This is a genomic window from Robertmurraya korlensis (assembly GCF_023715225.1).
Taxonomy (GTDB): Bacteria; Bacillota; Bacilli; order Bacillales; family Cytobacillaceae; genus Robertmurraya_A.
This window is the reverse complement of record NZ_JAMBNS010000001.1, coordinates 166,961-181,413: the sequence shown is the minus strand read 5'-3', so window position 1 is coordinate 181,413 and position 14,453 is coordinate 166,961. Positions and strand designations below refer to the sequence as shown.

The following is a 14,453-nucleotide window of genomic DNA, read 5'->3' as shown; positions in this document are numbered from 1 at the left end:
CCTCCTCATTACTTGTCGTTTTTAGGTGCTAATGTCATAAACATGCTTCTGCCATCCATTTTTGGATGAGATTCCACTGTTGCAACTTCTTTACAAGCTTCTGCAAAGCGGACTAAAACACGTTGTCCGATCTCTTTATGTGTAATTGCACGACCTTTAAATCGAATCGATGCTTTTACTTTATCGCCTTTTTCCAAGAATTTAATCGCATTACGTAACTTTGTATTAAAGTCATGCTCATCAATGGTTGGGCTAAGTCGAACTTCTTTGATGTTGATAATTTTTTGATTTTTACGTGCTTCTTTTTCTTTCTTCTGCTGTTCAAACTTAAACTTACCGTAGTCCATAATACGTGCTACTGGTGGTTTCGCGTTTGGTGCAACAAGAACAACGTCAAGATTTACACGCGTAGCAATCTCAAGTGCTTCGATTTTTGATTTAATGCCTAGTTGTTCGCCATTTTGATCAATTAGACGTAATTCGCGGGCACGAATACCCTCGTTCAACAACATGTCTTTGCTAATAGCTGGACACCTCCAAGGTTTAATGCGAATACAACGTTTGGGTCAAGAAGATTTCATTTTCATAAGAAAAATAAAAAAAGTGCGGATGAACACACCCACACTTTACGATACCCATACGGTAATAAGCCTTTTCGTAAAACCTGCCAACTGCGCTTTGGCGTCAATCAGGTGAGAAGCGGGTGCTTCTTCTTTATCTCAAACTCGTATTCAATTTACCTTAGCAACTATATCACAATAAATAATTCATGTCAACGAAACACTTTTCTTATCACAACGAAATGAATTGTATCAAAAATATACGTTTGTGGCAATACTTTTTCAAAAAAATAAACATAAAGAGGATGATCAGACATCCTCTTCTGAGAAAAACTTAACGTTTTACCTCTATCTTTAATTCTTCAACAAACTTTTCGAAGGAAACAACCTCTGATTTTTGCTCTCCATATTTACGTACATTCACTGCCTTTTCTGCTACTTCATTGTCACCAACGACTAGCATATAAGGAGTTTTTTGCATTTGCGCTTCACGTATCTTGTAACCAATTTTCTCATTACGATCATCGATTTCGACACGAATCCCTTCTGCCTGAAGAAGTTCTTGCACTTGCTTTGCGTAGTCAAAATGAACATCAGGCGATACTGGAATCACTTGAACCTGAACAGGTGCTAACCAAGTAGGGAAAGCTCCTTTGTATTCTTCAATCAAGAACGCAACAAAACGCTCCATTGTTGAAACGACACCACGGTGGATAACTACAGGGCGATGTTGTTTCCCATCCTCACCCACATAGCTTAAATCAAAGCGTTCTGGTAATAAGAAGTCTAACTGGACAGTAGAAAGCGTTTCTTCCTTCCCAAGAGCTGTCTTTACTTGAACATCAAGCTTTGGACCATAAAAAGCCGCTTCACCCTCTGCCTCAAAATAATTTAGCCCTAAGTCATCCATTGCTTCTTTTAACATGCTTTGAGCCTTTTCCCACATTTGATCATCATCAAAATACTTTTCTTTATCTTCAGGATCACGGTACGATAGGCGGAAGGAGTAATCATTGATATTAAAGTCTTTGTAAACTTCTAATACCAATCCTACTACTCGCTTAAATTCATCCTTGATTTGATCAGGACGTACAAAAATATGCGCATCGTTTAATGTCATTCCACGGACACGTTGAAGACCAGAAAGTGCTCCAGACATTTCATAGCGGTGCATTGTTCCTAGCTCGGCAATACGAATTGGAAGCTCTCGATAACTATGAATACCATGCTTATAGATCATCATATGATGCGGACAGTTCATAGGACGTAAAACGAGTTGCTCATTATCCATTTCCATAACCGGGAACATGTCTTCTTGATAATGATCCCAGTGCCCTGATGTTTTATATAAATCAACGCTTCCCATCACAGGTGTGTACACGTGATCGTAACCAAGTCTTGACTCCTTATCGACGATATATCTCTCTATAATACGGCGAATCGTCGCACCCTTTGGTAGCCACATTGGAAGGCCTTGTCCCACTTTTTGCGAGTTCATGAATAAATTTAATTCTTTACCTATTTTTCTATGATCACGCTCTTTTGCTTCTTCCAGTAGACGGAGATGTTCAGCCAAGTCTTCTTTCTTGAAGAATGCTGTTCCGTATATACGTTGAAGCATTTTATTATCGCTATCTCCTCTCCAGTAGGCACCAGCGATACTAAGAAGCTTAAATTCCTTCAATTTCCCTGTCGATGGGACATGCACTCCACGACATAAGTCAAAGAAATCCCCTTGCTCATAAATAGTCACTGTTTCTCCTGCAGGGATGGCTTCAATCAGCTCAAGCTTGTATTCATCACCAATCTCCTTGTAGAGTTGAACAGCCTCGTCACGACTAACTTCTTTTCGAACAATCTCAATGTTTTCGTTAATAATTTTTTTCATTTCTTTTTCAATTAACGGAAGATCTTCTGGTGTTAATGATTCCTCAATATCTACATCATAGTAAAATCCACCTTCAATAACTGGACCCACACCAAGTTTTACATTTTTGTAAAGGCGCTTGATCGCTTGTGCCATTAAGTGGGCGCTACTATGTCTAAGGATTTCAAGTGCATCTGCACTATCCTGAGTGACAATTTCGATTGCTCCATCTTGCTCAATCGGACGTCTAAGATCGTACAATTGGCCATCTACTTTTCCAGCCAATGCCTTCTTTTTAAGCCCTGGGCTAATGGAGGCAGCAACATCTTCTGTTGTTGTTCCAAACGGAAACTCCTTCACTGCACCGTCTGGGAACGTTAATTTTACAACATTTGACATAACCATTTTCCTCCTAAAAATAAAATAAAAATAAAAAAACTCGTCCCTCGGAAAGGGACGAGTTTATAAACAACACGTGGTTCCACCCTAATTTTCACCTTGATAAACCATCAAAATGACTTTAGATAAATAGATAACGGACTTTATCCGTCAGCCCATACTTAATTAATTGTTCAAGGCTGATGTTTAGAGGTGGTAAGCTGTTCAATCGTGTTAGGAAGTTTCCAGCCAACGCCTTCCCTCTCTGATAACCGTATATAAACGCTCATATCCTCATCTTAACATTTGTATCATGAAGTTGTACCTTATTATGTACGTATTATAGTTTGTTCATGAGGGAAAAGCAAGTATCTATCTAGAAATTCTCATCAGCAGCAAGTGCTAATTTTCTTTTACGATCATGAAATATGTTCATCGCTGCTACGACTACCCTTTCCTCAAAAAGATTACAGATCGTTCGAACCAAGGGCTGCTCTGGTTCGTCGGTATACAAATAAATCTCTTGTGGTGCAATCGATAGCAATGGTGCAATTGTGAGACTATCAATATAGACCGGGTGATTGGAAAGTAGTTTCCGATCGATTAGCTGCAGAATTTCTTTTCTTTTTAATTCAAAGAATTTCTCATCAAAAAAGGTTATCGAATCAGACACCATTAAATGAATCACTTTCTTGATTGAACTTCTTCCAGATAAAAATTCTCTTAGGGTATGAACAAAAATTTGGTACTCTTGCTCAAGTTTATACTCGTCAATCGCAACCTCGACCACTCTCTCTATGAGAGTCGTTATGGAACGCAATCGAAAGCGCAGGAAAGAGTCAAACGAGAAAGACAAACGCTGTGAGAATAATTCATTAATTGCCGATTCTACCAAATTATTTAATGCATTCACATCTACAAACGATAAGAGCTCCCTTCTGTTTCCGTCAACAATGGCAGTAATGATATCTAGTATTTGTTCCTGCTCATGTTCATCATCATAACAAAAATGATCTATTAAGATTTCTCGAGACCAATCCACTAATTTAATTTCTTGAATAAACTGCCCAAATGCTTTTTTCACAACCACTTCTTCCAGTTTTCCATCGCATTTTACTATATGTTTATCTTCGATAAGAAGAGTCTCATGATTCAAATGGAGTGAGGATTGTGCGTGTTTCTTTAGCAATTGGTGAAATCTTTTCGCATCCTCTTTATTTTGGAAAATGATCTCAAACAACCAAATCCCCCCTTTTGGTGAAATCAACGCTTGAAAGGCCCATGCGGCTGCATGTTCGTTTTCACAGTCTCTGCTTTCATGTATATGGGGAACTTGGTCAAAATAGAATAAGAGCCAGCGGACTTTTTCCGTTGGCTCTTATATTTTACCTATTTCCTTCTATTTGGACCATCCACTTGGACAGGATGGGCTAAGTATCTAATTCTTTCTAGAAGCCTTCTTGCTTTCATCTTCTCTTCTTCTCCACGTTGACTATACGTTAAGTGCACTTCTAACCCATCGAAGTCAAAGTTAGAGGTAAAGAAAGTAGGCAGGTTTTCAAGCATACGGAATTGAAGAATCGTTCCTAACACTTCATCCCTTGCCCAGCTTGACATCGTCTCGGCACCTATGTCATCAATCATTAACACCGGTACTCTCTTCACTTTTTCGATCTTTTCATTCAGTGTAGAGTCACCGATGGAGCTCTTCAATTCTCTAATCAGTTCTGGAAAATACACGATCATCGAGGGAACTTTTTTCTTAGCTAGGTCGTTTGCAATGGCACCCAGTAAATAAGATTTTCCTACACCGAATTTCCCATATAGATAAAGCCCTTTTTGCATCGTGTCAGGATGATAATTAAGAATGAAATCTGCGGCTAGATCAATGGCTTCTAATCGCCCCGCATAATCACCCTCCGTGTCAATTTCTGAAAAACTAGCCTTCAGTATTTCCTTTGGCATATACATACTTTGAATTAACTTCTCACTTTTTCTTCTCTCGTCAGACATGACCTTCCTTGGACACCGATCATAATGGATCTCAATCGCCCCACGGACAAGAACTAATTCTGGCTGGTAGCCCTGCATGATATTTTTACAACTCTCAAGACTCGGACATTCCGTACATTCCGTACATTGAGTCGAATATTCATAAAGCTTGGCCAAATTTCTTTCAATGATTGAGCTCGTTAGAAAATCACTGTGCTTTGTTATAAACTCCCTAATGTCAGGGTGCTGCATCACTTGTCTCTTTTGTCGTTCGTAGCGTTCTTGAAAGCTTGGATTAGCTGCAAGTTTTTTTAATGTTTCATTGATTCGTTCCAAACACTCACCTCCTAGCTCTTAAACCTTTTTAATTTTTCCTGTAAAGCACGTTTTTTCTCTTCCATCTCTTCATTATCTGAGGATTTCTTATCAACTTGGTCTTCATTGTCATTTTTATCAAACCAATCTGGCAAGCTTTCTGTTCTTATGGCCTTTTTCCTAGTGCTAGTCTTTGAAGATTGGTTTGCTGTTTGTTTCCCCTCAGCCCAGTCTAAGTATTGTCGATGTTCTTTTTTAGCAAGTTCCATTGCTTCAGACACCGTCTGAACCCTTTTACGCGCCCAGTGTGAGGCAATTTTGTCCACATAAGCCTTCGTTAACTTCATATCTGTTTTTAATAATACGTACTGAATGAGCACGTTCACCACGCCAGGAAGAAGCTTTTGCTGGAACATGACCTCTTCAACAATTTGCAAATCACTTTTTGATGGTTCGCCCCCACCAGATATATCAATTAACAATTGTCGAGGAGACGTTTTCTCAAGGTATTGAACCAATTTCTCTTCTTGAGTTTTAGGCTCCACCGTTGTTGTAACATGTGGAAGTGGTTGTATTTTATCTATTAATAACGGGAGTTGGTCAGAAAAGTTAAGCTGATACCAATCTCTAGCGGATTTTCTAAGTTCATCAATCTGAATCTCACTTGATTCATCAACTGCACCAATTACAATGTTTTTCATTTGGATTGGATCAATCCCATAGAGGAAGGATAGTTTCGCAATGGCTTCTCGCACCTTTTTATTAATCGCTCGTTTAGGAACAAGTACTTCTGAAAGCCCTGCAAAAAGCAGGTCAAAATCAAAATGTGCTTCATCTACCTTAATTGTCGCAGGATTCACTCGATCAAAGTAAACACGTTGCTCTTCAAGTTTCAGGTCATCTACTAGATGTGAGGTAGGGTTACCTGGAACAGCAGAGTCAAATACTTCTTGAAACGACCTTGTAACATTCTCGTACCCATTTTCTTTTTCTAAAACTTGTTCATCACTAAAAAACCTTTTAAGTTTTAAAAATTGATTTTTACCTACTTTTCGATACAAATACACGTTAAGCATGCCATCTAGAAAAAACTGACTAGGTGTTAAAGGCGGCTTTATTTCATATACAAATGATCGAAGCCCTTCCTCTGTTCGCACATACGTGGAAAGAAGGCCAATTCCTTCTAACTTTAGACGGGCATCGTATATTTGTTTTAAATTACTATCCATCACGTTCATCAGTGCATGATGTGAACTACCATCAGATGATAAGCGATTCTCATCTATTTGCGACCAAAGGGTCATATAGAGACTGTATGCCATCGGACCAATCAATGGCTGATATAAAAGTGTTAGCACCTTTCGATCATAGTCAAATAACAAACCATTGGAGGCCACCTCATAGCGATCCACTGGTAGCATTTCCTGCCAATGCTGAGCCATAGGCTTCATTTCCTCTCTTAAAAACAAACTACCTTACTAATCCTTTTTGATTAATTCCTTTAATTCTTCAATAAAGACGTTAATATCTTTAAATTGTCTATATACAGAGGCAAATCTTACATAAGCAACCTCATCTAATTTTGCTAAACGATCCATAACCATTTCTCCAACTGCTTCACTCTTTATTTCCGATACTCCATGACTGCGAAGTTCTTTTTCTATATCGGACGTTATTTTTTCTAATTCAGGCAAAGCAACAGGTCTTTTTTCACAAGCTTTAATCAGACCACGTAGAATCTTATCACGGCTAAATTCTTCTCTAGTTCCTTCCTTCTTTACCACAATCAAAGGAATTTCCTCTACCTTCTCAAACGTTGTAAAACGAAAGGAACATTTCTCACACTCTCTTCTTCTGCGAATCGATCTATTTTCATCGACAGGTCTTGAATCGAGAACACGAGTATGATTATTTTGACATGCAGGACATTTCATAACATCAACTCCGAAACAGAATGGATTCTGCTGAATCTAACACTATCTTATTAAAACTTCATTTGTAGTACAAGCAATTCTACTCTCCTGCGTGTTTTCCAACACCAATATACGGGTGCTTCTTATCTAACTCTTGATAAATACGAGTGATTTCTGCTTTTAAGCTTGGGTATGCTCCCAATAGCACCGTTTGCTCAGTGGATACATTGATATCTACAGCCGTCTCATAAGGCTTAACCGTTATAATCGTAATAATGGCAAACATTTTCTTTCCACGATTGATTTCAACTGCAATTTCCCCGTGTTCAATCGAATCACTTACCACTTTTGCATGCTGATCATTATCAAGGATCTCTTTAACAGATTGGAACAAAGATTGGAGATTAACTCGATAATATCTCGTTCTAAGCTCTTCCTCAACATGGTTTTCTTTTGTTTCACATTGCCTATTAAATTGTCTAAACACCTGTTTTACAAATGACATAATTATTCCTCCAAATCGAAAGATGTATGTACATATATTTTAACCTAAAAGGACTGGTAATGTTAATGTTTCGATAAAAGAGAAATTAAAAAGAGGTGTATAATATACACCTCTCGAATTTCATAAGTTTAGTAAGCTACGATTATAGTACTTTCGCTTTTGCTTGTTTAACTTGAACAGGACCCATTCCACGAGGAATTTCGATGTTCTCACGAGTTTGAGCACCTAATGCTTCAGCGATATAGTCTGCAGCAATATTAGGATCCATGTCTCCACAAGTATACACATCAATACTAGCATAGCCATGTTCAGGAAAGCTGTGAATAGTTAAATGTGATTCAGAGATAATAACCACTCCACTCACACCTTGTGGTGCAAATTTGTGAAAAGCAACCTCGCGAATTTCAGCACCAGATTTTAATGCCGCATCTGCAAAAATTTGCTCAATTTGCTCCATATCATTTAACTTTTCAAAATTACAACCCCATAACTCAGAAATAACGTGACGACCCATAGTTTCCATATTCAAATTTCCCCCTTTAACCATTTTTACTACAGTAACTGAATTTCCCTAATTTTTTGGATTATAACTACCACGGGGGAAAGTTAGTCCAAAGAGGTCCTAACCCTTTAAGTAGATATAGATTCCAAATTTCAAGAAGTTCACGATGACTAGTATACTTTGTTTGTTTTTTTTTTGCAATAATGTATTTAAAAAATCTTTACGAAAAAAGAGGAAAAGTAATATCCTTAACTTCAAATACATACAAAAAATCAGTCTTCTGAGGGTTTCCCAGAAGACTGACTACTTATAATGAGCTTACTCGTTTAAAATTTTCTGAAGCTAAAGAAAGTTGATTAGCCACATGCTTCGTTAGATCAACAACACGACAAGAATAGCCCCACTCATTATCGTACCACGCAAGAACCTTTACCTTGTTCGCACCGATAACCATTGTAGACAACCCATCAACAATTGCAGAATGTTCATTGGTATTAAAGTCAACTGATACCAGTGGCTCTTCTGTAATGGCGAGTATCCCTTTTAGTTCACCCTCAGAGGCTGTTTCAAATACATCATTTATCTCATCTATCGTTACTTCTCGCTTTAGATCAACAACTAAATCCACTAATGAGACATTGGTGGTTGGAACTCTTAATGACATTCCATGCAGCTTCCCTTTCATTTTGGGTAGCACTAGTGATAGAGCTTTAGCCGCACCCGTGCTTGTTGGAATGATTGATTGACCACAAGCTCTTGCTCTTCGAAGATCTTTATGCGGATTATCAATATTTTTTTGATCATTTGTATATGCATGCACCGTCGTCATTAACCCATTAATGATACCAAATTGATCTTCAAGTACTTTTACAACAGGAGCTAAACAATTGGTCGTACATGACGCATTTGAAATGATATCATGCTCATATATATTTAACTCTTGCTCATTTACACCCATTACGATTGTAATATCTTCTCCCTTACCCGGTGCTGTTAATATAACCTTCTTTGCACCTGCTTCTAAGTGGAGACTAGCTTTCTCTCTAGCATTAAATTTCCCAGTTGCCTCGATCACAATATCAATATTAAGTGAACTCCATGGAAGCTCCTCTGGATTACGTTGGTTAATTAGCTTCACTCTTTTTCCATTTACCAATAAGGAATCATGTTCAGCTACTACCTCTCCATCAAACTTCCCGTGATTTGTGTCATACTTTATTAAATGTGCTAATGTTTCCGCAGGATAACTAGCATTAATGGCTACTATTTCTAATGTATCATCACAAATTGCCTTTCTAAAAACCATTCTTCCTATTCTTCCAAACCCATTAATCGCTACTCTAGCCTTCATGTGACGGCTCCCTTCAAAAGTGTTATACTTTATTTCTTTAATTTATAAATAGTATAACATATTAGTTGCGAATTGTGGTGATATAAAAACCTATTTTCAACAAAAAAACCATCACATTAATTTGTGATGGTTTTCCAATCCGCAAGAAGCTCTATCAGTTGTTTTTTCGTATCCTCTATCGACCCATTATTATTTAGCACTTTATCAGCAAGCTTCCTTTTATCTTCAATCGGCATTTGGGATTGTATTCGAGCAAGAGCTTCTTCCTTTGTTAACAGATTTCTATCCATTAATCTCTGAAGCTGGACATCTTTCTCTACATACACTAGAAGAACTACATTAACCATATGCTTTAATCCGCTTTCAAATAAAAGAGGAATATCCAACACAACGATTTGGTCTCCTCGCAAAACAGCTGCTTCCTTCTTCTCATTCATCCTACTTCGTACATCTGGATGAACAATTTCGTTTAATTTTTGCCTCTTCACACTGTCATTAAAAATGATTTCACCTAAACTGGAACGATTAATCGTATGATCAGCATTTAAAATACCTTCACCAAAATATGTAACGATTTGCTCGTATGCTTCTTCTCCTATCTCAACGGCCTTTCTTGCTTCTACATCAGCGTCAATGACCTCTATTCCCATTTCCTTAAACATATTTGCCACCGTGCTTTTTCCACTAGCAATGCCACCCGTTAATCCGACGACTAAAGTCATATTCTGCCCTCCGTTTAGCGTAAAAGCCTCCATAAAAGGAGGCTTTTTTCAAATTTTCCATATACCAATAATGATTAACAATACACCAGGTAAAAAAGCAAACCGTTGAAGCCAGCTATTCTCTGAAAAATGTTTCCCAAGCTGTAACCCAGCATAAATAAAGAGAAAACTCATTAATGCAACGGCAGTTCCTAAAATGCTTGGAGAAAAGTCTAGCATCGCAGCACCTATTCCGGCCCCAAATGCATCTAATGATAACGCTAATCCAAGCATATATGCTTCAATGCCATTGATTGTACCCGATTGATCAAAGTCTGCTGACATCGGCTTTCGTAATATTTGAATAACAATCCCAAGAGATTTAATCTCAAAATCAATGATCGTTTTTGGATGGGGAAGCATGGATGAGGCGGATTTCTCAGATCGAAAAAATTGAGCTAAAATCCAAGCCCCTAATAAAATGAGTATAATTCCCCCTATACTTTCAGCGATATCAGGCGATAAAACAGACTCAATGAAATGGCCAATAATCATCCCTACAGTGAGTGTTCCTGCAGAGCATAAAGAGATGACCGCAATTGACTTAAAAGGAATTCGCATTTTCCTCAGACCGTAAGTGAAACCTACACTAAAACTGTCAATGCTAACTGCTAATGCAAGTAGTAATAATGGAACAGATAGTACCATTGGAAAGACTCCTTCCTAACAAAAAGCTAGGATAGTATATGAAAGGAGCCCATCCAAGGTTCAGCCTACTTCTTCTTTTGACATTTCGGACAAAACACGGTTCCTCTCCCACCAACCACAATTTTTTCTAGAGGAGTACCACATATTTTACAATTTTCACCTTTCCTACCGTAAACAAATAATTCAAGCTGAAACATTCCCATTTGTCCTTGTGAATTCACATAAGATCGTACCGTACTTCCACCCTTTTCAACCGCTTCGCCCAGAGTTTCCTTTATTTGTTCATAAAGGATCATCCACTCTTTTTTCTTTAATGAGCTCGCAATTCTTTCAGGGTGAATTTTCGATCGAAAAAGGGCTTCATCTACGTAAATATTACCTAGCCCAACAACTACTGTTTGGTCAAGCAAAGCTGTTTTGATTGATCTTTGTGTTTTTGATAACCTTTTTTGCAAATAGGTTGATGTAAAATCTGGATCAAACGGTTCAGGGCCAAGAGTCGATAAAGGTGGCTGGTTAAACTCTTTTCCTTTTTCAAATAAATGCATCGTCCCAAATTTACGAACATCTTTGTAGCGGAGCTCTGTCCCGTCGGTAAAAGTAAAAATCACATGCGTGTGGAGAGCGACTGGTTCCTCCGCCTCAAAATGGGCATATCTACCTTCCATACGTAAATGAGAAATTAACGCAAATCTTCCAGTATATAGGATAAGAAATTTTCCTCTTCTTCCTAACTGAATAAATTTCTCGCCAATTAAAGCATCACAAAACTGATCTACATCTGGATGTTTAATGATTTTGGGCCAAAGAACAGTTACCTTTTTGATTTCTTTATCCAAAATTAGCATTTCTAATGTACGTCGAACTGTTTCGACTTCTGGAAGTTCTGGCAATCTTCTTCCTCCCTACTGCCTTTATTTCGCGTCAAACCAAGTCGGACCGTAGGAATAGTCAACTTTTAGTGGCACCTTTAACTCCACTGTATGTTCCATGACGTCAGGAACGATTTCCTTCAATCTCTCGATTTCTTCTTCTGGTGCTTCGAATATTAATTCATCGTGTACAGATAGCAGCAATCGTGTTTTTAGTTTTTCCTTTTCGAGCCTATCCGCCATATCTATCATCGCTTTTTTTATAATATCCGCTGCACTTCCTTGTATTGGCGTATTCATTGCCGTCCGTTCCGCAAAACTACGAAGATTGAAGTTTCTACTCGTTATTTCAGGGATATATCTTCTGCGGTGCAGAAGGGTTGACACGAACCCCTTTTGCTTCGCATCTTTTACGATTTCTTCCATATACTCTTTCACACCTGGAAAACTTTCTAAGTATCTTTCAATAAAGCTACCTGCTTCTTTTCGTGTGATGTTTAAGCTCTGTGACAACCCATAATCACTGATGCCGTAAACAATTCCAAAGTTTACCGCTTTGGCATGTCGTCTCATGTTCGAAGTGACTTCTTCCTTGGATACATGAAACACATCCATCGCTGTTTTTGTATGAATGTCTAGACCCTCTTGAAAGGCTTCGATTAGCTTTTCGTCATTAGCAATATGCGCTAACACTCGTAGTTCAATTTGAGAATAATCAGCTGCAAAAATGACCCAGCCTTCCTCAGACGGAATAAACGCTTGACGAATTTTACGTCCCTCTTCGAGTCGAATCGGGATATTTTGTAAATTCGGATCTGTCGAGCTTAATCTTCCTGTCTGAGTTAATGCCTGATTAAATCTTGTATGAACTTTATTAGTTGAAGGATTAATTACTTTAATTAATCCTTCAATATAAGTGGACTGAAGCTTACCAAGCTGACGGTAATTTAATATTTCTCGAATAATTTCGTGTTCTTCCTCAAGTTTCTCCAGTACATCTGCAGAGGTTGAATAACCTGTTTTTGTCTTTTTCGCAACTGGAAGTTGTAACTTTTCAAAGAGAATGACACCTAACTGCTTGGGTGAATTAATATTAAAGCTCTCGCCTGCAAGATCGTAAATACGAGCTTCAATACTTGTTAGCTGATCGGAAATTGCTTCTCCCATCGCATGAAGTCGGTCGAGGTCAATTTTAATTCCACACGATTCCATATCCGCTAAAATTAAAGATAGAGGAAGCTCTAAATCATAATATAATTCGAATTGTTCATTTGCTTTTAACTCTTGTTCGAGCTTATCTCGTAGATCCTGTAACACAAGCCCTTTTCGAACGAGATGCTCTCCAAGCTGTTCCGGTTCAGGAATCTTTCTCTTAGCTCCTTTTCCGTAAAAAGTCTCATCAGAACTAATACTCGTAAAACCATAGCGTTTAGCTGTCGTTGAAATATCATCAACAGACTCCGCTGGATTCATGATATAGGAAGCTAAAAGTAAGTCAAACTCAATACCTTTTAGATGGATATGATGATGTCTTAGTGATACCTCTGTCCTTTTCGCGTCATACACAATTTTTTTAGAGGCTTCATTTTCAGCCCAATTCTTAAAAACGGATGATTCGATGGCTACATCGGTAGGTATGAAAAAGTTCCCCTTTTCATTCACTAATGAAATACCCACAAGATCAGCATAATGATAATTATCATCTAATACTTCAATGTATAAGGCATTATCATCCGTAAAAAGATCTTCCGTTACCTCATGAACAGTTGTGAATTCAACACTCTCTAAAGGCTCTTCCACAGAATCTCCTGTGTGATCTCCTAATTTATCGAGTAATGAATTAAATCCTAATTCTTTAAATAACTGAACAACCTTGTCACGGTCTAACTCTTCATATTCGAACTCCTCGAGTTGTACTGTAACTGGAGCTTCTCGTGTTATGGTCGCAAGCTCTTTACTCATAATCGCCTGGTCCTTAAATTCCTCAAGCTTTTCTTTTAATTTCTTCCCACTCACTTGATCAATCGATTCGAGCAGTTTTTCGAGTGTCTCAAACTCTGCTAATAGCTTAATAGCGGTTTTTTCACCAACTCCAGGGACACCAGGAATATTGTCTGACGTATCCCCCATCAACCCTTTCATATCAATGATTTGCTTTGGTGTTAAGCCATATTTTTCTTTAATATGCTCTGGAGTATATTCCTCAATTTCGGTGATCCCTTTTTTGGTGATCGCAACTGTCGTTTTTTCAGAACTCAACTGGGTTAAATCTTTATCTCCCGAAATAACCTTTACTTCAAAACCATCTTCCTCTGCCTTCTTCGACAAAGTACCAATAATATCATCTGCTTCATAGTTTTCAAGTTCGTACCTTTTGATTCGGTATGCGTCCAATACTTCTCGAATAAAAGGAAATTGTTCGGATAGCTCAGGTGGCGTTTTTTGACGGCCGCCCTTATACTCACTAAATGTCTTATGACGGAAGGTTGTTTTTCCAGCATCAAAGGCAACCATTATATGTGATGGCTTTTCATCCTCCAATATCCTCAAGAGCATCATCGTAAATCCATAAACGGCATTAGTATGAATTCCTTTATCATTGTTTAGCAATGGCAGCGCAAAGAATGCCCGGTAAGCGATGCTATTTCCATCAATTAATACAAGTTTCTTTTTCAAAGGAAGCCTCCCTTTCTAACTAAAGCTTGTCTCATGTAATATGTAAAAAAGCCAGTGTTTTCCTCCTTTATTCTACCATGACCATGATAGGAAAGGAAAACGCCGGCTTTATA

Annotated in this window: 13 protein-coding genes and 2 other annotated features; all 13 genes read right to left on the bottom strand. The window is 38.1% G+C overall.

Annotated features, from left to right (window positions below; genetic code table 11):
- Positions 1 to 8: 8 nt before the first annotated feature.
- Entirely contained in the window at positions 9 to 512 is a 504-nt protein-coding gene (infC, locus tag M3175_RS00950) for a translation initiation factor IF-3 (protein ID WP_251513655.1), read from the bottom strand.
- A 79-nt stretch (positions 513 to 591) separates the two neighbouring features.
- Positions 592 to 721, bottom strand: a sequence feature (ribosomal protein L20 leader region).
- 173 nt (positions 722 to 894) lie between these two features.
- Positions 895 to 2,826 (bottom strand): threonine--tRNA ligase, encoded by a 1,932-nt coding sequence (thrS, locus tag M3175_RS00945; protein WP_251513652.1) that lies wholly within the window; start codon positions 2,824 to 2,826, stop codon positions 895 to 897.
- A 50-nt stretch (positions 2,827 to 2,876) separates the two neighbouring features.
- Positions 2,877 to 3,115: a binding site (T-box leader), on the bottom strand.
- A gap of 66 nt (positions 3,116 to 3,181) precedes the next feature.
- Positions 3,182 to 4,045 (bottom strand): sporulation protein YtxC, encoded by an 864-nt coding sequence (gene ytxC / locus M3175_RS00940; RefSeq protein ID WP_251513649.1) that lies wholly within the window; start codon positions 4,043 to 4,045, stop codon positions 3,182 to 3,184.
- Between the two features lie 149 nt (positions 4,046 to 4,194).
- Positions 4,195 to 5,133: a primosomal protein DnaI gene (gene dnaI / locus M3175_RS00935; protein WP_251513646.1), complete on the bottom strand. Its 939-nt coding sequence runs from the start codon at positions 5,131 to 5,133 to the stop codon at positions 4,195 to 4,197.
- Positions 5,134 to 5,144: 11 nt separating this feature from the next.
- Positions 5,145 to 6,554, bottom strand: a complete 1,410-nt coding sequence (locus tag M3175_RS00930) for a replication initiation and membrane attachment family protein (RefSeq protein WP_251513644.1) — start codon at positions 6,552 to 6,554, stop codon at positions 5,145 to 5,147.
- Positions 6,555 to 6,590: 36 nt separating this feature from the next.
- Entirely contained in the window at positions 6,591 to 7,046 is a 456-nt protein-coding gene (gene nrdR, locus M3175_RS00925; protein WP_119709350.1) for a transcriptional regulator NrdR, read from the bottom strand.
- A gap of 79 nt (positions 7,047 to 7,125) precedes the next feature.
- Positions 7,126 to 7,530, bottom strand: a complete 405-nt coding sequence (locus tag M3175_RS00920; RefSeq protein WP_251513641.1) for a hypothetical protein — start codon at positions 7,528 to 7,530, stop codon at positions 7,126 to 7,128.
- 142 nt (positions 7,531 to 7,672) lie between these two features.
- Positions 7,673 to 8,053, bottom strand: coding sequence for an adenosylmethionine decarboxylase (gene speD / locus M3175_RS00915; RefSeq protein WP_251513640.1), 381 nt, complete (start codon positions 8,051 to 8,053; stop codon positions 7,673 to 7,675).
- 286 nt (positions 8,054 to 8,339) lie between these two features.
- Entirely contained in the window at positions 8,340 to 9,383 is a 1,044-nt protein-coding gene (locus tag M3175_RS00910; protein WP_251513637.1) for a glyceraldehyde-3-phosphate dehydrogenase, read from the bottom strand.
- Between the two features lie 116 nt (positions 9,384 to 9,499).
- A complete protein-coding gene (coaE, locus tag M3175_RS00905) occupies positions 9,500 to 10,105 on the bottom strand; it encodes a dephospho-CoA kinase (protein WP_251513634.1) in 606 nt (201 codons plus the stop codon).
- A 48-nt stretch (positions 10,106 to 10,153) separates the two neighbouring features.
- Positions 10,154 to 10,792 carry a sporulation membrane protein YtaF gene (gene ytaF / locus M3175_RS00900; RefSeq protein ID WP_160546653.1) on the bottom strand — a complete coding sequence of 213 codons (639 nt, stop codon included), beginning with the start codon at positions 10,790 to 10,792 and terminating at the stop codon, positions 10,154 to 10,156.
- A 65-nt stretch (positions 10,793 to 10,857) separates the two neighbouring features.
- The gene (gene mutM, locus M3175_RS00895) at positions 10,858 to 11,685 is read right to left on the bottom strand and encodes a DNA-formamidopyrimidine glycosylase (protein ID WP_251513632.1); all 828 of its coding nucleotides are present in this window, start codon (positions 11,683 to 11,685) and stop codon (positions 10,858 to 10,860) included.
- 21 nt (positions 11,686 to 11,706) lie between these two features.
- The gene (polA, locus tag M3175_RS00890) at positions 11,707 to 14,340 is read right to left on the bottom strand and encodes a DNA polymerase I (RefSeq protein ID WP_251513630.1); all 2,634 of its coding nucleotides are present in this window, start codon (positions 14,338 to 14,340) and stop codon (positions 11,707 to 11,709) included.
- Positions 14,341 to 14,453 lie beyond the last annotated feature (113 nt).

What these genes read in the sequence shown, in the direction of transcription:
- infC (WP_251513655.1), bottom strand. Translation starts at nt 512, where the DNA reads ATGTTGTTGAACGAGGGTATTCGTGCCCGCGAATTACGTCTAATTGAT.
- M3175_RS00920 (WP_251513641.1), bottom strand. Translation starts at nt 7,530, where the DNA reads ATGTCATTTGTAAAACAGGTGTTTAGACAATTTAATAGGCAATGTGAA.
- coaE (WP_251513634.1), bottom strand. Translation starts at nt 10,105, where the DNA reads ATGACTTTAGTCGTCGGATTAACGGGTGGCATTGCTAGTGGAAAAAGC.
- speD (WP_251513640.1), bottom strand. Translation starts at nt 8,053, where the DNA reads ATGGAAACTATGGGTCGTCACGTTATTTCTGAGTTATGGGGTTGTAAT.
- ytaF (WP_160546653.1), bottom strand. Translation starts at nt 10,792, where the DNA reads ATGGTACTATCTGTTCCATTATTACTACTTGCATTAGCAGTTAGCATT.
- M3175_RS00930 (WP_251513644.1), bottom strand. Translation starts at nt 6,554, where the DNA reads ATGGCTCAGCATTGGCAGGAAATGCTACCAGTGGATCGCTATGAGGTG.
- nrdR (WP_119709350.1), bottom strand. Translation starts at nt 7,046, where the DNA reads ATGAAATGTCCTGCATGTCAAAATAATCATACTCGTGTTCTCGATTCA.
- M3175_RS00910 (WP_251513637.1), bottom strand. Translation starts at nt 9,383, where the DNA reads ATGAAGGCTAGAGTAGCGATTAATGGGTTTGGAAGAATAGGAAGAATG.
- thrS (WP_251513652.1), bottom strand. Translation starts at nt 2,826, where the DNA reads ATGTCAAATGTTGTAAAATTAACGTTCCCAGACGGTGCAGTGAAGGAG.